The organism is Shewanella marisflavi (assembly GCF_002215585.1).
Classification (GTDB): Bacteria; Pseudomonadota; Gammaproteobacteria; order Enterobacterales; family Shewanellaceae; genus Shewanella; species Shewanella marisflavi.
The window spans coordinates 2,777,365-2,797,427 of record NZ_CP022272.1 but is presented as its reverse complement, the minus strand read 5'-3'; the positions used below and the strand labels follow the sequence as shown (position 1 = coordinate 2,797,427).

The window sequence follows — 20,063 nt, the reverse complement described above, 5'->3', positions numbered from 1 at the left end:
CTCTGTCGGGCTGTAAATCGACGCAAAATGAGCTTCCTCCCCCTTCAAAGCACATTCCATCTTCATTGAGTCACCTGCCCAGCGATGTCAGGGTTGGTGGACTCGATATGGTTGATATTCAACTGGCGCTTGCCGATCGAAATTTATACCTTGCCGAAAATGGCAATATTAAGATGGTGTCTACTGCGCAATGCCCGTTAGATATTTCGGCGCACCGAGGTGACTTTCGTTTCCCTGAAAGCAGCACTAGCGCAATCGTCGAAGCCCTGAAGGATAACTACAATAGCGTTGAAATCGATGTCATGCAGCTAAAGGATGGCACCTGGGTTAACCATCACGACAGCCAAACGGGCCGGGCCACGGTGTATTACACAGGTGAACGTCATAAGATTAAACAGATGAGTCGGCAGCAATATGCCAACCTAAAATTACGTCTTAAAGAGTCAAATGCATTGATAGACATCCGTCCGATCACTGCATACGAGGCATTTAGTGCCTTTGCCGGTTATCGTCGTAGTGCTAATCAGAAACTCAATGTCGAAATTAAATCTGATGCCAATGGTCATGATCTTGCTGAGCTAGATCATATGCTACGCAGCACAATCGGCCTTGGTGGATACTATTATTCGGCTGCAGATCTCGACATTTTAGAAAAATTGAGAGGAATAAATCCCACGGTTTACCTTGGTTTTGTGCAAGGTGCCCATCCAAGTAGCGTAGAAAAACTGCGCGGCGATCTCCGTAAAGCGACCCAAAATGATAGGTTCTATCAAGATAATCAAAACCACCTAGAATTAGCGGGTAAATATGGCACTAAGCGTTACCGTTCACGCTATAAGAATTATGCCTCCACCTCAGGCCTCAACACCATCATTAAGCGCATCGGGCGCAATTCCGGTTTACACCTTGATATTCGCAGTTACGTGCAAAACCCGAGCGTATTGATAAGTGCCAGAAGCAACGGCATGAAAGTGTACACATATTCAATCAATGGCACCGACTATCATCAATCCAAGCTTAAAAACTTACCTCGCACCAAACTGCCCGATGGTGTCATTGTCGATAGCACGCCTTATCAAATATGCCAAAAGCTGTTTAATAGCGCACAACCTAGCGGACGCTATCAACCTGTGAGCCTAACGGGACAATACATAGCCGCGCTACCTGCGGATGCTGACTTCGATCGCTTTAACGAAATGTTAGGGTACCAGCAAGAGGGTTACTACATCTCTTTAAACGACGGACTGAAAGCGATTGCGAACCGCTCAACGTCTTCTCAGCCGGTGCAATCGTCGACTAAGCAGCAAGCCCCATTAAGTAATCCCCATCAGTTTCCGACCATTGTCGATGAGCAGTTGGAAACAAATGTCAGCAACACCATTATTATAACTCTACCAAATAGCAAAAATGACCGATAAAAAACACAGTCCATTTGCCACAGAGTTGCTTAACACTGCACCCACACAAAGTAAGATGGCTGCTGCAGAAGAGCAGCTGAAAAAGGTGCAAAAAAAGCAAGCTTCAAAGGCCGTTAAACAGCAAAAACAACAAAAGATTGAGCAGCAGATAGCCAGCGCAGGTCAACCCTTCTGGTGGATGCTGCTTATGTTTATCTGCTCAGTACTCTATCTCTTTCCTGAAGCGGTATTTAACGCCGCTTTGACCGATGTCGCTGGCGGACATAATTCGAGTGATGAAGAGTTAAGGGCAGTCGAACTGTTTGGTCGCACCATTAGTGGTATTGGCGTTACTTTACTGCTTGCCGATCTTCTATTAAGGGGCCGAAAAGTCGCCAAGGTTGGCCGTGCTCTTGGGTATTTTGCTGTGATCGCGTTAATCACCTGGCCGACTGTTTTCTTTGGTCAAAAGTGGCTCGTGGATCATTTTATTATTGATGCCTCGACACCTGAAGAGCGTCAACAAGCGTATTTCTCTCAAGTATTGCGCAGTGCCTTAATCGAAAAGTCGATCCAATTTGAAGGCATTCAATACGATCCCGACAAAGCCCACAGTGGGACAGAAAAAGCGTTCTTATCAGTATTTGGCGGACTGGTGTATGCCGACGACAAGCTGGTCAGTGAGCTGTCACAAAAGAAACGCATGATTATGGAGAAGTTTATCCGTGATAAAGCGATGTCAAACTTTGATAGCCATTACCAAGATTATGATCAGTTTCGTCAAACACTAAGAGACAATTACCTGGAGTATGCCCAGGGCTCAACCAAATACAATCAAACCATTGCAAACTCACCTGAACGTGCTGATGAGTATTGGTTGGATGTCCAAAATCAGGTTAAGCAAGGCTGGGAGGATTACAAACAAGGCGTCACTGCGTATGAAGCGCGCGTGGATTCACGTGCCCAGCAGATCGCCCCTAAGATCTATGACTATTTTGAGCAACGGAATAAATGTGCCGATAGGAGTAAGGGCAGCTCCCGTGACCGCTGTTTCCAACGCCTACAAGATGGCTATGACCGAGAGATAAAGAAATACAGCATTCCTTATATTCCACCTGACGATTGGCTCGTGCGGGAAGAGGTCTCTACGGCAGAAAACATCGGTAATTCTCTCATTGCCGGCGTGATGAGTTTTGGGCTGTTCACTGCCTTGCAGGCGGCTGATGCGGTGACAGGAGGCGATGCGGGTTTCAAAGATCACCGCATGGTTTATACCAATGACGTAAATCATTATAAACGAGTGCTAATGGTAAAAATGGAGCCGGACTTTATTAAAGAGTCTGGCGGCTATCCATTAGGGATCGACTCGCTACACACCTTCAGAGTGCATGAATTAACAAGCGTTAAGGTCAATAGCAAGCTAAAGCAAAAGGGGTTGACGCTACCGACCGCTTGGTCGCTCACCGATCGCCGCACCTTCGATAATGCCGTAGCGAGTAAGGTGCAGCAGGAGGCCGATAGCCAATGGCGTAACAATATGCGCGCGAAGAACCTCGATCTGGCGCCAAACCTGAGCTGGGCTCAATTCCAACGCGACAGTGGTATCCAGCAGCTTATTGCCAAACGAATGGGCGATCTTTATGTGAAGCCGACTCTGGCCGATTGGAATAATCGTCAATTTAAACAACAAATCATTGAGCCCAATATTCAACGTAAAACCACCGAGTATCTCAACGTTCTACAGGCACAAAAAGCTGAGTTTGCTGACGGGGGAGCCTTTGAATCCACCGGTAAGTCGGCACTGCGAGCCACCATCATCCCTCCAATTTCGATGTCGATAAGCTTGACATTAGTGCTATTAACCGTGCTCAAATTGCCTATGAAGTTGGTAGAACTGGTGCAAGCCAAACAGGCTAAATCTGTTGAGAAGAAGAACAATAAACCTTACGTCAAGCCGGCGATCACCATGACGTTATTGGCATCGATATTTATTGTGCCTATGTCGATAGGGGATAACGAGTACACCATGGAAGACTCGGCCGTGAACTACTTCTTCGATCAGATGGAGAAGAATGATTCGGCTAGCGTCTCATTCGCTCTTAAGTGGTTATTAGTTACGCAGCCCTTGGTACAGCCTATCGGCTCTGCTATCGATAACACCTTGCTGATCACCAAAGGCTTTGATGCTGTTAGCGGCCCCCTTAATCAGTTTGATTTAGCCGTGTTACCCGAGCACGGAATGACCCCAGTCGCTGCGAACACTCACTCAGAAAAACCAAGTGTAAAGTTACCCCTGACGATAAATACCAATGTTGATAACGCTAAGATTTCTGTGATGAACATTAAACCTAAGTATAAGGCTGGCATGCTTTTATCACCGGGTGGTTACGACATCAAAGTCAGTGCGCCAGGGCACCAGGATGTACGGCAATGGGTGTATTTAAAAGCAGACAAAACCCAATTTACCATCACGCTTTAACCTGTGATCAATAGAGGTAATCACATGAGTCAGTTACAACAATTTCAAGATTTTATTAGAAATAACGGTAAGCAACTCACTGGCGTGGATGTGCCAGTGAACTTGTCGGATGAACAAGCCAAACACCCCCAACTGAATTTTACATTTGGCTGGAGAATTGAAATTGGCGTTAACGCCCACGAACATGGCGGTCATCGCCCTGCGGGGGTTAACTGTGGCACCTCTTCTGATGCGAATGATGAAGCCAATAAAGCCGCAAAAGAATATGTCAGCGGCAGAGATCCACTCTTCAATGAGCGCTTTATTAAGATTTTGGGACCTGATGTATCAAAAAACTTTCTAATCAAAAATACCCGCTTAGACTCAGCGCCTGATACTTATGTGGGTCAAGACATTTGCAGCAACTGCAGTGGTTCTGGCTGTACAACTTGTCGTAGCTGCCATGGCAGTGGGAGCTCAAGTTGTTATTCCTGTAATGGTAGTGGTCGACAAAGTGTGAGTCGGTATGACAGTTATAATAATCGAACCGTTTACACTACAGAGTCATGCTCCTCATGCTACGGTAGCGGTAGAAGCACTTGTTCAAGCTGTAATGGTAAAGGTCATGTCACTTGTAGAACATGTGATGGTGGAGGTTACCTTTATTACAGTTACACCATAGATGGCGAAGCCAAACGTAGTTCGAAATGGCAATATACCAGCAGTGACTACCATGAGTGGACTGGCGATTTTATCAAGCGTACAGGGCTCAAAATTGTTCATGGACTTACCGATATTAAAGAGGTCGATGTAGAAGGCGATCTTGATGGTTGCACTTTTGTTTACGCATTTACAGCCACATTACCGACACTGCAATTCACTGCCAGCATTGACAACGTAAACACAAAAATGTGCTTTGCAGGTAAACAAAACCTGACTCATGATGCAGGTGGTATCTACGATCCTGCCGTATGGCAAGTTGGCCAGAAACTTGGTGCGGGTAATAAAAGGCATGATACCGATGCACTTGCAACACCAGCCATTAAAAATATTATAGAAGCGGATGCGACCAAGAGTGATATTGCCCTGTTAAAGGAGAACTGGGTATCGACAGATATCAAAGATGCCGTAGTTGCTAATTATACCAGCCTGGTAGCGCAGCTTAAAAAGCAAAGTGTTAAGGGTATCATCCCTAATATGCTGGGTAGTTTCGTTAAATACAGCTACTTGTTTCTTACTTTGGGCATTATCATCGCGCTACTGTTTCCTCAGTTTGCCGATGAAACGCAAATGCGAATGGGGATCATGGAATACCCTCAATGGGTGTTAGCCGTAATAAAAGCTGACTTTGCCTTGTTTGGCATACATCCGCTGGCGAATTATGTCATGGTATTAGGATTATTCTACGCTAGCTATCAATTGATAAAGCGATACTATTGGAAAAACATCGGCAAAGGCAAAACCTTAGCTTTGGCACTAGGGTTTACACTGCTTTTCCCCCATGTCGCGCTGAGTCTTTATTACAACACAATAACAGCGTTTCAACACCCACCGCAGCTTCTCAATGCGTTAACTGGTGGTGCACTGTTTGCCGGTTTATACCTATTAGTACTTGGTGTCAGCAAACCTAAAAAGTGGTACTTAAAACCTGTTGGTTTAGTCGTCGCAGCTGCGCTATATATTGCGTTGCAATTTGCTATCGCCATGCTAAATGGTGCGTTTGGTGAAGCAGCCAATCAGGCCAAGTATGTTGAAGAGTTAGCTCAACAAATAGCATCAGCGCTATTATTTATTCGGTATAATTTCGTTGAGATCTTATTGCTATCACTCTTGTTTGGTTACTTTTTGACTCGCCGTCAGTTTTGGAACAATGCTAAATCCGAAGTTTCCGATTACAACAGCCCTGTGTTGCTAAAATCGATGAATATGGAGCGTTAAGAAGCTCACTTCAATTGCAACTCACCTTGCTTACGCCGCTGAAGTCTACAGATTGAAGCGGCGATTCACATTATTGTATTATCACTTATGGTTAGGTAAGGCTGCCGACCGAAGCCCCACGCTCAACTACTCAAGCTCTCACTTTTCGACATCCAGGTAGCAACCACTTCGACTACCATTCCATCTTCCCTTCGATTACTTGTTATTTCTTTTTGGTATAAATAAATTAATATTTATAACTTCTAAAAGAGCGCCGTGCTGGTATTATCCTGTTATATGCCGAATTTTGGTTAACCATGCTTAGATTTTATGTTGAATGAAATGTAGAGTAGGTTGGCGTATCGGTTAATAGCAAATTGATAACATTGGAATAAAACGGAAAGCCATATGTCGACACAGCAAACCCACCTTAAACAACTCGAGGCAGAATCGATTCAGATCATGCGTGAAGTTGCCGCAGAGTTTGAGAATCCCGTGATGCTATATTCCGTAGGCAAAGACTCCTCGGTGTTGCTGCATCTGGCGCGCAAGGCATTTTATCCTGGCAAAATTCCGTTTCCTTTACTGCATGTCGATACCAACTGGAAGTTCAGGGAGATGATCGAGTTTCGCGATCGCATGGCTAAGCAGCATGGTTTCGACCTTATCGTGCATAAGAATCCTCGCGGCCTGGAGATGAATATCTCGCCCTTTACCCATGGTAGCGCCAAACACACCGATATCATGAAGACACAAGCGCTTAAGCAGGCACTTGATATGCACGGTTTCGATGCCGCTTTTGGTGGCGCGCGCCGCGATGAAGAGAAATCTCGCGCTAAGGAGCGGGTCTACTCGTTTCGTGACAGCAAGCACCGCTGGGATCCTAAGAATCAGCGCCCAGAGTTGTGGAATATCTACAACGGTAAGGTCGACAAGGGCGAGAGTATCCGTGTATTCCCGCTGTCTAACTGGACCGAGCTGGACATTTGGCAATACATCTATTTGGAAAATATTGAGATCCCATCGCTTTATCTTGCCGAGCCGCGTCCTGTGGTGAAGCGCGATGGGACGTTAATCATGGTCGACGATGATCGCATGGAGCTTGAGCCCGGTGAAACCGCAGAACATAAGATGGTGCGTTTTAGAACCTTGGGCTGTTATCCGCTGACGGGGGCCGTCGAGTCTCAGGCAACCACGTTGCCGGAAATTATTCAGGAGATGTTGTTGTGTACTACCTCAGAGCGACAAGGACGGGTGATCGATAACGACTCCGCCGGCTCGATGGAAAAGAAGAAGATGGAAGGTTACTTCTAACTCAAGGCTTTGAGGTTTTAAGCACCCACGGCCCATAGGCCAGGTACGCAGCAGATAACGAATACGAGAAACACCATGACTACTGAAAACACATTATTGCAGACTGACATCGAAGGTTACCTAAAGCTTCACGAAAACAAAGATATGTTGCGTATCTTGACCTGTGGCAGCGTGGACGATGGTAAGTCGACCCTGATCGGACGCTTGTTGTTCGATAGCAAGATGATCTTCGAAGATCAGATGGCGGCCATTGAGAAAGATTCTAAGCGTTTTAACACCACAGATGAGGCTTTTGACTTGGCCTTGCTGGTTGATGGTTTGCAGTCAGAGCGAGAGCAGGGGATCACTATCGATGTGGCCTACCGCTATTTTGCCACCGAGCAGCGTAAATTCATCATTGCCGACACCCCAGGCCACGAGCAGTACACTCGCAACATGGCAACAGGTGCCTCAACTTCTGATCTGGCGATTATTCTAATCGACGCCCGTCACGGGGTGCAGGTACAGACCCGTCGTCACAGTTATATCTGCTCACAGCTTGGCATCAAGCATGTGATCATCGCCATCAATAAGATGGACGCCGTCGGCTATGACCAAGGTATCTATCAGGGGATCAAGAAGGCTTACCGTGAATTTGCTAAAGATTTAGCCTTTACCGACGTGCGCTTCGTGCCGATCTCGGCGCTTAAGGGCGATAACGTGGTGAACGAAAGCGAGAACATGACCTGGTACCCAGGCTCAACGCTGATTAAACTGCTCAATACAGTTTCTGTGGAGCAGGACAGAAGCGAGTCATTCCGTTTCAAGGTGCAATATGTCAATCGTCCAAACCTCGACTTCAGAGGCTTCTGCGGTACGGTTGCGTCGGGCGAGATCCGTGTCGGCGATACGATTGCCGCCTTGCCATCAGGTAAAGAGAGCCGCATCAAGTCTATCGTCACCTTCGATGGTGAGCTGGAAAAAGCGGTGGCTGGGCAAGCGGTAACCCTTACGCTTACCGATGAGATAGATATCAGCCGCGGTGACATGTTGGTGCGTCCTCACGATAAACCCAATTCGACCACTCATTTTGAGGCCGACGTGGTGTGGATGACTGAAGAACCCCTGTGTGTCGACCGAGAGTATGCGCTCAAGTTAGGCAGTAAGGCGGTATACGGTTATGCCGATGCCATTAATTACAAGGTGGATATCAATCATCTGACCCAGCATAGCACCCAGCAACTGGCGCTGAACGAGATGGGCAACTGTCACTTCTCGGTCACCGAGCCTGTGCAGTTTGATGCCTATGATGACAATCGTGCAACGGGCGCCTTTATCATCATCGACAGGCTCACCAATGTGACTGTGGGCGCGGGGATGATCCGCAAGGCGATCGATGCTGGTAAGGGCAAGCAACGTGAGATCTCTGCCTTCGAGCTTGAGATGAACGCCTTAGTGCGTAAGCATTTCCCGCATTGGGGTGTGAAGGATATCTCCAAGGCATAAGCGAATCTAAACCGATGCTGCTCGCATTAGCGTAGCAGCATGTTGCCGGATTAAGATAGGACACTATGACATTAGGACACTATGACATTTAACGCTTATCTCACCATCGCCATCTTTGTCGCGACTATCGCGGGCTTGGTGCGCTTTCAAAACCGGCCTGCGCTGGTGTTTGGCGTGACCCTGCTGGTGTTGGTGGCGTTTAACCTGGTGACTAAAGAGCAGCTACTCTCCAGTATGTCGAACCCGGGTTTGGTGACCTTGGTGCTCTTGATCCTTTGCTCTTTTGCTTTGGAGAAGACCCGGCTATTGCGGGTTATCGCCTCAAAGGTGATAGTGAGCGGTTATCGCACCACCTGGCTGCGTCTGTTTGGCATGACGGCGCTGAGCTCTGCCTTGCTCAACAACACTGCCGTGGTGGCCACCTTGTTGTCGCCGATCCGCAATAACCCCCATCATGTGGCGAGTAAGTTATTACTACCGCTTTCTTATGCGGCAATTCTGGGGGGCACACTGACCCTGGTCGGTACCTCGACCAACTTAATTGTCAACAGTATGGTGATTGATGCATCAGGCCAGTCGCTCTCTTTCTTCTCTTTTACTGCGATAGGAGCCTTGCTGGTTGTGGGTTGCGGCCTGGTACTGCGTTTGGTGTCACGCTGGCTGCCGGATATCGCCCATCAGGAGACCTGCTCTAAAGGCTATTTCATCGATGCCAAGGTGGTCGAGGGCTCAGAGCTCATCGGCCGCTCGGTAGAAGATAATGGCCTAAGGCATCTCGAATCGCTGTTCTTAGTTGAGGTGGTGCGAAACGGGCGCCTTATCAGTCCGGTCACGCCCACCGAGGTACTGCAACTCGACGACAGACTAATCTTCAGCGGCGATATCACTAAGGTGATGCAGCTCAGCCAGTTCTCAGGCCTTGAGATGTTTGCCGAAAAAAATGGTCTGCTCGACACTAACCTCACCGAAGTGGTGGTGAAACAGGAAAGTGTGCTGGTGGGCAAGACCATGAAGAAGGCGGGCTTTCGTGCCCTGTTTGACGCCGCTGCGGTGGCCATTCGCCGTGATGGCGAAGAGATCTCCGGTAAGCTCGGTGAGGTGCAGATTAAAGCGGGTGACTTTTTAGTGCTGGCGGTCGGTAAGGACTTCCTTACCCGCCACAATATCAGCAAGAACTTTATTGTGATTAGCGGCGTTGAGCCTGAGACCCGCATTAATGGCAAGAAAGCCTGGATCTCCATCGGCGGCTTTGTGTTGACCTTGACCCTTGCCGCCACTGGCGTGGTCGAGATGCTACAAGGCATGTTATTACTGCTGGGCGTGTTGATCTTCAGTCAGTGCCTCAATGTCAATGAGGTGGTGCGCCGCTTCCCTGTGGATATCTGGCTGGTGGTGGCTTCGGCCATCTTGCTGTCTCACGCGCTGGTTAATAGCGGTGTGGCAGAGTTAGTTGCAAACTGGGTAGAGAGTAGCGCAGATAGCGATCATCTGATGCTGGCGTTACTGCTGGTCTATCTGGCCACCTGGCTGATGACCGAGCTTGTTACCAATAACGCGGCGGCAGCCTTGATGTTTCCCATCGCCTACAGTATCGCCTTAGGCTTTGGGGTGGATTTTCTGCCCTTCGTGATGACGGTGGCCTTTGCGGCGAGCGGTAGCTTTATCAGCCCTTACGGTTATCAGACCAATCTCATGGTGTATAACGCCGGGCGTTATCGCCTGATGGACTTTGTAAAAGTAGGTGTTCCCGTAAGTTTGGCCTATGGCGCGATTGTTTTGTTAGCCGTGCCTGTGTTCTTCCCATTTTAGCCATGGGTTTGCTCAGTCTTAATTCACTGCCTAGCAGTAAAAATTGATTTTTAAGGAAAGCCGATGTCCCCCTATAAGACAGTCGATGTAAATGTGAAATCCAGCGATGTCCAGTGGCACCAGGCCAGCGTGTCTCATGATGAGCGTACACAGGCCAATGGTCATAAAGGTGCCGTGCTTTGGTTTACCGGTCTGAGTGGGTCGGGCAAGTCGACTATCGCCAATGCGGTTGATCGTCTGCTGCATGACAAAGGCTGTAAGACCTATGTGCTCGACGGTGACAATGTGCGTCACGGCCTTAATGGCGACTTAGGTTTTTCCGACGAAGACAGGGTTGAGAATATTCGCCGTATCGGTGAAGTGGCTAAGTTATTTGTCGATGCTGGCTTGCTGGTCTCAACCGCCTTTATTTCACCTTTTAGCGCCGATCGTAAGATGGTGCGTGACCTGCTGGGCGCGGGGCAGTTTATCGAGATCTTCATCGATACGCCGCTTGATGTCTGTGAGCAGCGCGATCCTAAGGGGCTCTACAAAAAGGCCCGAGCAGGGGAGATTAAACACTTTACCGGCATAGACTCAGCCTACGAGGCGCCACTGTCGCCAGAGGTGCATGTCAACAATGCTGAGCAATCGGTGCAGCAGTGCGCCGAGCAGGTAGTGGATTATCTCGCCGAGCAGGGGCTGCTGAGCGCGGTTGCTACAGAGCTATAGCGTCCTAATACCGTTTAACCAAGAGTCCAACTCCTACTCCGTATAAGAGTATGAACCTTATAACCTTTCCCTAGCTAAAAGTTATATAGTTCAGTAGCGGATATTCATTTCACCTCTACTCAAAGCTAAAAAACGGTCTTCTGTTGCCAGAAGACCGTGCCAACATGCTAATAATGTTTATTCACTATCGCAGTGATTGTCCTCATTGAATGCTGTGACGGCTTGAACAAATGCCGAATACTCTGATCTATCCGCTTTGCTTACTACATCATTAAAGTCTTTCTCGAATAAGAAAGCTTCAGCGTCATTAAGTAACTGTACAGTATAAGAATTATTTGTATTGAGCTTAGCCGCTATCAACTGGGCATAGAGCATGCTGTAGGTTTTACCTTTAGCACTCCAAAGTGATCCATTATAGGGTTTATCACCTTCCTCTTTATCACCGAAACGGCCAATGATTTCATCGATTAGCAAGCCGTTAATGGTAACAGTAGCGCCATTCCATGCGTGGTTCTTCCAATATCCAATCGTTTTACTGCACATGACTAATGGGCCTGTAGTCATGTCACCATAAAGGTGATCAAATGGCAGATCATCTTTGTACATTGGATAATTACCGTTAGCTACGGCAGAAGCGTCAACGACGCTTAACTCTCTAATAGCGTTACCTATACCATTTGAGCCTAAAAGGTTGCCCAGGCCTCCAGCACGAAATGCCAGCCCCGTGTAGCGCTCAGAAACAGGACCGATAAGTTCTGCGCCTACTGTTTCTGAGGGAGGAATGGGAAGGGTAAGCTCGAAAAGACCATTCTGGTTGACCATATACAGTGTGCCGTATTGATCAAATGCGATATCACCACCATTACCTACCGTTAATGTCCCGACTAAAGTAGCCTCTGCTGTAGACTTGTTTATTGAATAGAGTCCGCCTGTAGTCTTATTGGTAACATATAGCGTTCCATCTGGAGATACGGCAGCTTGATCTGAGTCTCCTGAAAAGTTCGCTAGTGGGCCAATTAGATCTACTGTAGCGGTGGCGACTTCATATTTAATGAGGGAATTGTTATCGATTAACCATATGATACTGCCGTCTTGTTCTGCGGCGAGTGAATCGACATGGTTGAAATCAACGATGCCGTCTGGCAACAACGACAGGTTTGCGTGCCCACTAACTGAGTCTATATCAACGCGATATAAGGCTGATTTTCCATCAGCAGGTCCCATGGTATCTGAAAGATAAATAACATCATTCACTGCGAGTGCGGAAAGCGAGAAACTCGCAATTACTGACGCTAGTAACACATTACTCTTTTTCATTTCTTTAGCTCCTTGCTTGTCCGAAAGCTATCGGTGCATATTACGCCGATAAAAAACGGGCTCCGTTATAATGTAGTTAACGGTAACCCGGCTATCTCGAACTTGGAGGAGACCCGTGGTTTTGCGTCTCTGTATTGCTACAGGTTTGCCTTTTCGTCCATAAGGTATAGCAGCAATTTGAACAAGTGCAATGGGTCTAGGATTGCTAAAAACAATGACAAATTGTTGAGGCTGGAATTACTCGATTAGTATCAGAAAGTTGTTATATATAGAGGGACTCTATCGCTTGCTTAAATTTTGCATATTTGCGATTAGCAGCAGGATAGTGAATTTGGGCAATTCAAATCGAGTAAACCCAAGCAAGCTGGCGCGTCTCCTAATCAATAGGTTGGCGCCAGTGTATGGAGGAGGTGGCTCACGGGGAAAACTTCAATGCCTGTTGATGCTAAGGCTTAAAAACTTCTCTCCCACAGGGCATAGAGGGTCGCGTCCCAATCGTCATCGCCTGCCCGTACAAACTCACGATAACTCACTGTGCCGCCAAGTTTTAGCGTGCCCTTTAGCCAAGGCCTATGGTAGCTGGTATCAAGTTGGTATACCCGCTCATATTCACCAGGGGATACGGGGTTGCCGCCATCTTCATTGCCGGTATCGATACCATCGGTGTTGAGTCTCAGCCAGCGGAATTTATTGGTGATACTGTGGCCGCGCCCTAACTGAGTGATCCCACCAATGACTAAGGTTTCAGAATCATTGTCATAGGTACTGCCGAGGCTTTTGCCATAATAGCGGTAGCCGCTTTTATAAAAACCATGTTCATACAGACAGTTGTACGCATTGGGGTCAATGCCGCAGGCAACCTTGGTATCGGAATATTCAACAAAGAAGCGAGTGTTAATTTCGCTAATCATAAAATCGACCCCACCCATGTTGGCGGCGTTGATCAACTTGTTTTTGCCGTGGTGATAGTCTTCATGAATACGCTCATAGTAGATACCATAGGGGATGCCAAAGGCGGTGTCTGACCAGCGAAAATCATAGCCAGCGAGCATGTTCTCTTGGCCATTTTCAATTTCGCCTTCTGATTGTCCGCCATTAAACAAACCGTCCCACCAGTCACCCAGACTATTGCCATATCCTTCGCCGCCCCACTGCATGGTCCAGGAGAAGCCTACCTCGAGTTGAGAGATAGGTCTGAGTGTGCCTCGAGCGCCCCAATGTTTGGTTTCAGGCACATAGCGGTCACTCTCCATCTCACTGAAACTGGTGGTAAAGGTCCAAGGGCCTATCCAGTTAAGCCAAGGCGTCTCGAAGGCAGCGCTGTTATGGCGACTAAAAGTAATGCCCGGCATAGGGCGAGCGTTGGTCGTTTGGATTAGACCTGAATCCCAGCCCGGTCCCCAGTATTTATGCTGCGCGCCGGCGCTGATAATCCAGTTACCTAGCATTACCGCAGCAAAGCTGTTGTCCAGTCGAGCGCTTTTACCATCTATTGGATCGTCATGGTAGCTGGCAGAGAGTCGTCCGCTAAACCATTCTTTAGTGACCTCGACATCTACCGTGGCTTGCGCCTTATCTCGGTAGTCATGGCCAAACCCCAAAAAGCGCGCGGTATCGGTTGCTGCGCTCAGGGTAAAGCTGGTGTCTAAGCCTTGATGATCTTTGGCATAAGCGTTTATCACCCTGTCGTAGGCAGCAGCCTGGGCGGATGTGAGCTGAGGGAGTTCTGCGCTATCGAGATCTTGTTTGATACCTGCCCACATCAAGGGATAGGTCGTCACAGGTTGCTTGATGATCCCGGTATCGGCAAGCAATTGAATGTCAGCGCGTAGCGGTAGATCTGTCGGCTCAATCCACCAAGCCGCTTGGCTGGAGAAACTGCACATAAGCAGTAGGCCTGCCGGGAGATATTTGTTCATATGAAGGCGAAATTTCTGTCATTTAATCATGGGCAGATTTTATAAGTAATTAATTAATATACAAGGTAATTGTACATTTTTGTGCGATGAGAGCGTATTTGTCATTTAGCTGTTTCAAAGCAGTGGCTTATCGGTATTGTATTTGTGAGACTTGAGTTGGTGAGTCGTTGTCAGTATTACGTAGCAGAGTAGAAATGAAGCCGTGTATAAGCCTGCTTTAGCCCAAAGTGACACATGCCTGAATACGAATGCAAGTCGTGTTAAAGGCTTTTCTTGGGGTAGTGGCTAGCTTAGTATCTTTTAAACAAAGTATGATCAAATTGTTATTAAATTCTTGGGATCATAGATGGCATACTAAAAGGCATCGAGCAAAGAAGAGAATTCATATTGTGAGTCATACATTTAAGCAAGAATGGTTAGCCGAGTTGGTCGAGATAGCCAAACAAGCGGGCGAGGCAATTATGGCCGTTTACGGCACCGATGAGGTTGAAGTCACGGCCAAGGCTGATGATAGTCCTGTGACGGCCGCCGACCTGGCCAGTCACAAGGTGATTGTTGATGCGTTGGCGCGTTTAACCCCTGAGATCCCCGTGATGTCAGAGGAGGCGGCCGATATCCCTTGGGAGACCCGTCGTCAATGGCAGCAATATTGGCTAATAGACCCGCTTGATGGCACCAAAGAGTTTATTAAGCGTAATGGCGAGTTTACCGTCAATATCGCCTATATCGAAAATGGTCGCGCCGTGGCAGGTGTGGTTTACGCACCTGTATTAGATAAGTGCTATTACGGCGCCCTGCATCTGGGAGCCTGGTTAGCCCACGGCGATCAGCTGGTTGAGTTGACACAAGAGCAAATCAAGGCGCCGAGTGTGCCAAGAGTCGTAGGAAGCCGCTCCCATGTGAGTCCTGGCTTAGCCGCCTATCTCGATGAGCTGGGCGAGCACACTATGACCAGTATCGGCAGCTCGCTTAAGTTCTGTCTGCTGGCGGAAGGTAAGGCTGATATCTATCCCAGACTGGGCCTCACCAGCGAGTGGGATACTGCGGCGGCCCAGGCTGTATTAGAGAGTGTTGGCGGTAGTGTGATCAATGCCGACACGGGGCTACCACTGGATTACAACCAGAAAGAAGACATTTTAAATCCCTACTTTATTGCCACGGCGAAGCATTGGCTCGAAAAGTAAGATAAAGAGAATAAGATTGGAGCAGAGAATGATGAGAATGGGTGTTGATTTGGGCGGAACCAAGATAGAGCTGGTGGCCCTGAGCGAAGCGGGCAAGGAGCTGTTCAGAAAGCGGGTCCCCACACCACGAGAATACAATGCCACCTTGGATGCTATCGAGGCACTCGTCAACGAAGCCGAATCCACATTGGGCCAAAAGGGCACTGTGGGCGTCGGTATCCCCGGGGTGATCTCGCCTTTCTCTGGTCTGGTAAAGAATGCTAACTCTACCTGGATCAACGGCCATCCCCTCGATTTAGACTTAGGTGCACGTTTAGAGCGGGAGGTTCGCGTGGCCAATGACGCCAACTGTTTCGCGGTTTCCGAGGCTGTGGACGGTGCTGCGGCAGGTAAGGGATTGGTGTTTGGGGTGATCATAGGCACAGGCTGTGGTGGTGGTATTGCCATCAACGGCAAGGTGCATGGTGGCGGTAACGGCATCGGCGGCGAGTGGGGACACAATCCACTGCCTTGGATGACCCCTGATGAATTTAATTCGACCGAATGTTTCTGCGGTAACAAAGATTGTATTGAAACCTTTATCTCTGGTACCGGCTTTGTGCGCGACTATAAGGCGGCTGGCGGCGATGCCCCAAGCGGTATCGAGATTGCCCGCAGAATGGAGCAGGGTGAGGAGCTGGCAACTGCGGCATTTGAGCGCTTTATCGATCGTCTGGCGCGTTCACTGGCGCATATGATCAATATGCTCGACCCAGACATTATCGTGCTCGGTGGCGGTGTGTCTCACATCGAAGCCATCTACCCAAGACTACCTGCCGTGCTGTCTAAGTATGTGCTTGGCGGCGAATGTCGTACCCCAGTGGTGCAAAATATGTATGGCGGCTCATCTGGCGTGCGCGGCGCCGCTTGGCTGTGGTAATGACTTACGTCCGGCGCTAGGTTACACTTGCCCCCACTTTTCATTGGGGGCAAAGGATAGCCATGTTCTGGGTAAAAAAACTAATTTCACAACTGTTAATGCCGATCCCGTTATCGGTATTTCTTCTGCTTATCGCCATCGTAATCCTCAGGCGACGTAAACTGGTCAAGACGCTGATTGCTTCATCCTTTACTATCCTCTTGCTGCTCAGCAGTCAGTGGGGCAGTTATCAGTTGGCCAATACCCTTGAGCAACAATATCCGGTGAATAATACGCCCATGGCGCAGGGCTGCGTGGTGATGGTGCTCGGTTCTGGCCATGACTCAAGCATCTCTGAGCGGGCAACGCTGCAGCTGTCGGCCACGGCGCTGGCTCGCCTAACAGAAGGCGTGAGGCAACTCGGGCTTGGTCAGCAATGTCAGCTGGTGGTTAGCGGTTGGGGAGGCAGCGACGCCATTCCTCAGGCTCAGGTAATGGCCAATGCTGCCATGGAGCTTGGGGTAAAACCTGAGCAGATCATTCAGTTTCCGCTGGCAAAGGATACCCTGGAAGAGGCACAATTTCTCGAGTGGGAAATTGGTGATAGGCCCTTTAGGCTGGTGACCTCGGCGACTCATCTGCCCAGAGCTATGATGATATTTCACCAGGCAGGCATGCATCCTCAAGCGGCACCTGCCGATTTTATTGCCCGTGGCGGCTACTGGTGGCAGTTAGATGCCCGTAATCTGTTGGCTTCTCAGCGGGCCATTCATGAGTATGTGGGACAGGTTTGGCTGAAGATTAAATTTGCCCTAGCAGATTAACGTTTGGAGATTATGGAACAAGAAGCTGTTGTCATTCGCGCAATGACCAAGCGCAATGCGCGCACATTCACCTTAGTTGGCATCATCGCCTTGGCCTGTGCTTTGGTGATGTTTATCGTCTCCAAGGCGCTTATGGGGCCGGGGATGGTGTTTTTTATTTTCGGTATGATCTTTACTGTGCTGGGAGCGGCTAAGTGGTTGCAACCAGACGTGAGTATAGAGCTGCGCCCTAGAGGCTTGGTGTATCACCATCACAGGGGCACCATCTATATGGAGTGGCAGAACATACAGCGAGTCGATATTCCGCGAAGTATTCAGTCTTTTGATAGCCATGATCTTCCCTACATAGGGGTAAGGTTAAAGTCTTTGTGGCCGTTGATCGATGATATTCCGCCAAGACTGGCTACCGGGCTATTGAGTGAGCAGCGCCCGCTGTTAATGTCTTCGCTGACCTTAGATGGTGAGCTGGCGGATCTGGAGCGTTATCTTAACTCTGAGTTCACCCCATTTACCCTGGAAGGAGAGCAGCTTAAGGGGGTACAGGCAATGTTTGCCCGGCGCTGCGAGCAGCTCAACACGCAACTGGGTTACCATGTCTATCTGCCGGTGGATTGTTTAGACCGGGAGCCGAGGGAGTTTATCGCCCTGGTTCGGGAATATAAAAACAAGGCCACACAATAGTGTGGCCTTGTTACTCAAGCCATGCTGGGCTTTTATAGAAAGCTGGGAGTCTATGAAGAGGTTGTCAGTTCTTTAATATAATTATCTAGCTGAGACTCGCCTTGATGTTCTGTTTTGCTCTGAAAGTCTGTGTTGTCAGGCTCACTGGAGAGCAGGGCGACTTCTTCTCGCACTCGCATACCAATAAACTGGCCGCCTTCGAAGATCTCCATCGAGTTACAGGCAATCTCGCCTTCGACACTGCCCGTGCTGGTAATGTTAAGCTTTTCACACTTCATCTTACCCTTAAACACGCCAGAGACTTTAAGCTCTTTGCACTGCAGCTCGCCTTCGATATAACCATCGGCTTCAATGGTCAATTTACCGGTCGCACTGATCTTACCGTGCACTTCGCCGCCAATAAGGGCTTCGCCCGCAAAATGCGTTTCCCCGGATAATTTAGTCCCTTGTGCTATAAAAGTGAGACCTGCGTTGTTATTTTTCTTTCCAAACATAATGATTAACTTTTTGGCCCGTTTGGACCAATAGTACCCTTAAATTTTGTGCAGCAAAACCACTAATATTTGGCGCTCGCTGTCAGATTTTTGGCAACCTTGCGCTAGGCTCAAGCCAGCTTGATTGACTGGTTAGGGCAGGGGGCAACACAGGCGCCGCAGCCGGTACACAGCTCAGTGTCTATCTCAGGCTTGGGGGCTCGACCTATGCCTGGGGTAAAGGTGATCGCTCTGGGATCGCAGGCATCTTTACAGGTCTGACAATAGATGCCGCTATTGGCCAGACAGGTGTCGTTGACCGATGCCTTTATCTGCCATGGGCTTCGCTCAAGATCGGTGAACAGCGGCTCGGGACAGATCTTGGCGCACTCGCCGCAGAAGGTGCATTCGTCTCGACTGAAATTCACTTCAGGAAAACCACCATCACCGCGAAAGAGGATCTGGGTCTCGCACGCCTCGATACATTTGTCGCAGCGAGTGCAGATGTCGGTAAACTCTACATCGGTGCGGCTCCAAGGCGGACGGATCACCTGGTTCTTGCGGCGACTAAAGAGGTTACGGCGGCTTTGGTTGATGCGATTGCTCATAGTTTTACTCTGAGGTTTTAAGGGAGCCAAGGCTCCCTAAGTCTGATTTAGGCCTTGTAGCCGTTGGGATTGGACGACTGCCAATGCCAGCTACTGTTAGCCATATCTTCGATGCTGTGCGTCGCCTGCCAGTTGAGTTCACTCTGCGCTTTGTGTGGATCGGCGTAACAAGCGGCGATATCGCCAGGGCGACGGGGCGCGATCTGATAGGCGATGGTGTGGCCGCAAGCTTTCTCAAACGCCTTAACCATGTCCAGTACGCTATAGCCTTGACCTGTGCCCAGGTTATAGGTGACTAGCCCTGGTTGAGTATTAAGCTTTTCGAGCGCTTTGAGGTGACCCTTGGCGAGATCCACCACATGAATATAGTCGCGCACACCAGTGCCATCGTGGGTGTCATAGTCATCGCCAAACACGCTGAGCTTCTCACGTTGTCCAACAGCAACCTGGGCGATAAAGGGCATCAGGTTGTTGGGAATATCGTTGGGATCTTCGCCGATAAGGCCACTCTCGTGGGCGCCCACAGGGTTGAAGTAGCGCAATCTGGCGATGTTCCAGCTAGGATCTGAATGGTGTAGATCCTTAAGGATATGCTCGACCATGAGTTTTGACTGGCCGTAAGGATTGGTCGCTCCTGTAGGGAAGTCTTCAGTGATGGGCAGTGAGGCCGGATCGCCATAGACGGTGGCCGAAGAGCTAAAGACCAGGTTTTTCACGTTAAACTCGGCCATCACCTCGCACAGCACTAGGGTGCCGGTGACATTGTTTTCATAGTATCTCAGTGGCTGAGCAACTGACTCACCGACCGCTTTAAGCCCGGCAAAATGGATCACAGAATCGATATTATGGTCGGTAAAGACCTTCTGCAGGAAGGCCTTGTTGAGTACATCTCCCTGATAGAAGGTGAACCCTTTACCAGTGATCTGCTCGACCCGTTTTAGCGCTTCGACGCTGGAGTTGCTCAGGTTGTCTATGATGACCACCTGTTGATCATCATTGAGTAGCTCAACGACAGTGTGGCTACCTATGTAGCCGGCTCCACCTGTGACTAAAATCGTCATTAATCTT

At 48.9% G+C, this 20,063-nt stretch carries 16 protein-coding genes and 1 riboswitch; of the genes, 11 read left to right on the top strand and 5 right to left on the bottom strand.

The genetic code is table 11. The features are described 5' to 3' along the window. The first annotated feature begins 107 nt into the window (after window positions 1–107). The 7 genes from CFF01_RS12360 (at window position 108) to cysC (ending at window position 11,091) form a co-directional block, all read left to right on the top strand. Window positions 108–1,418 carry a glycerophosphodiester phosphodiesterase gene (locus tag CFF01_RS12360; protein ID WP_232479435.1) on the top strand — a complete coding sequence of 437 codons (1,311 nt, stop codon included), beginning with the start codon at window positions 108–110 and terminating at the stop codon, window positions 1,416–1,418. Then, complete coding sequence (locus CFF01_RS12355) at window positions 1,408–3,876, top strand: hypothetical protein (protein WP_088904987.1); 2,469 nt, start codon at window positions 1,408–1,410, stop codon at window positions 3,874–3,876. The genes CFF01_RS12360 and CFF01_RS12355 overlap by 11 nt, the downstream gene beginning before the upstream one ends. A 24-nt stretch (window positions 3,877–3,900) precedes the next feature. Beyond that, entirely contained in the window at window positions 3,901–5,793 is a 1,893-nt protein-coding gene (locus tag CFF01_RS12350; RefSeq protein WP_088904986.1) for a DnaJ-like cysteine-rich domain-containing protein, read from the top strand. A 387-nt stretch (window positions 5,794–6,180) separates the two neighbouring features. After that, window positions 6,181–7,086 (top strand): sulfate adenylyltransferase subunit CysD, encoded by a 906-nt coding sequence (gene cysD, locus CFF01_RS12345; protein ID WP_088904985.1) that lies wholly within the window; start codon window positions 6,181–6,183, stop codon window positions 7,084–7,086. A 75-nt stretch (window positions 7,087–7,161) separates the two neighbouring features. Next, window positions 7,162–8,571: a sulfate adenylyltransferase subunit CysN gene (cysN, locus tag CFF01_RS12340; protein WP_088904984.1), complete on the top strand. Its 1,410-nt coding sequence runs from the start codon at window positions 7,162–7,164 to the stop codon at window positions 8,569–8,571. A gap of 81 nt (window positions 8,572–8,652) precedes the next feature. After that, window positions 8,653–10,380, top strand: coding sequence for an SLC13 family permease (locus CFF01_RS12335; RefSeq protein WP_088904983.1), 1,728 nt, complete (start codon window positions 8,653–8,655; stop codon window positions 10,378–10,380). 63 nt (window positions 10,381–10,443) lie between these two features. Next, window positions 10,444–11,091: an adenylyl-sulfate kinase gene (gene cysC / locus CFF01_RS12330; RefSeq protein WP_088904982.1), complete on the top strand. Its 648-nt coding sequence runs from the start codon at window positions 10,444–10,446 to the stop codon at window positions 11,089–11,091. Between the two features lie 177 nt (window positions 11,092–11,268). Here the strand turns inward: cysC and CFF01_RS12325 are convergent, their stop codons facing one another. Both CFF01_RS12325 and CFF01_RS12320 read right to left on the bottom strand, forming a co-directional pair. After that, a complete protein-coding gene (locus CFF01_RS12325; RefSeq protein WP_088904981.1) occupies window positions 11,269–12,408 on the bottom strand; it encodes a YncE family protein in 1,140 nt (379 codons plus the stop codon). A 78-nt stretch (window positions 12,409–12,486) separates the two neighbouring features. Beyond that, window positions 12,487–12,568, bottom strand: a riboswitch (cyclic di-GMP riboswitch). A 292-nt stretch (window positions 12,569–12,860) separates the two neighbouring features. Next, a complete protein-coding gene (locus CFF01_RS12320) occupies window positions 12,861–14,327 on the bottom strand; it encodes a capsule assembly Wzi family protein (protein WP_088904980.1) in 1,467 nt (488 codons plus the stop codon). A 389-nt stretch (window positions 14,328–14,716) separates the two neighbouring features. Here CFF01_RS12320 and cysQ point away from each other — a divergent pair, with 389 nt between their 5' ends. The 4 genes from cysQ to CFF01_RS12300 all read left to right on the top strand — a co-directional run bounded on the left by cysQ (window position 14,717) and on the right by CFF01_RS12300 (window position 17,914). Further along, window positions 14,717–15,511 (top strand): 3'(2'),5'-bisphosphate nucleotidase CysQ, encoded by a 795-nt coding sequence (gene cysQ, locus CFF01_RS12315; protein ID WP_232479434.1) that lies wholly within the window; start codon window positions 14,717–14,719, stop codon window positions 15,509–15,511. Window positions 15,512–15,539: 28 nt separating this feature from the next. Then, window positions 15,540–16,430: a fructokinase gene (mak, locus tag CFF01_RS12310; RefSeq protein ID WP_033540072.1), complete on the top strand. Its 891-nt coding sequence runs from the start codon at window positions 15,540–15,542 to the stop codon at window positions 16,428–16,430. Window positions 16,431–16,492: 62 nt separating this feature from the next. Further along, window positions 16,493–17,233, top strand: coding sequence for an ElyC/SanA/YdcF family protein (locus tag CFF01_RS12305; RefSeq protein ID WP_088904979.1), 741 nt, complete (start codon window positions 16,493–16,495; stop codon window positions 17,231–17,233). 12 nt (window positions 17,234–17,245) lie between these two features. Beyond that, entirely contained in the window at window positions 17,246–17,914 is a 669-nt protein-coding gene (locus CFF01_RS12300; protein WP_088904978.1) for a DUF2982 domain-containing protein, read from the top strand. 50 nt (window positions 17,915–17,964) lie between these two features. Here CFF01_RS12300 and CFF01_RS12295 read toward each other — a convergent pair whose 3' ends face one another. The 3 genes from CFF01_RS12295 to galE all read right to left on the bottom strand — a co-directional run bounded on the left by CFF01_RS12295 (window position 17,965) and on the right by galE (window position 20,056). Then, complete coding sequence (locus CFF01_RS12295) at window positions 17,965–18,408, bottom strand: bactofilin family protein (protein WP_088904977.1); 444 nt, start codon at window positions 18,406–18,408, stop codon at window positions 17,965–17,967. A 110-nt stretch (window positions 18,409–18,518) separates the two neighbouring features. Beyond that, entirely contained in the window at window positions 18,519–18,995 is a 477-nt protein-coding gene (gene napF / locus CFF01_RS12290; RefSeq protein WP_088904976.1) for a ferredoxin-type protein NapF, read from the bottom strand. Between the two features lie 47 nt (window positions 18,996–19,042). Beyond that, window positions 19,043–20,056, bottom strand: a complete 1,014-nt coding sequence (galE, locus tag CFF01_RS12285) for a UDP-glucose 4-epimerase GalE (protein ID WP_033540067.1) — start codon at window positions 20,054–20,056, stop codon at window positions 19,043–19,045. Window positions 20,057–20,063 lie beyond the last annotated feature (7 nt).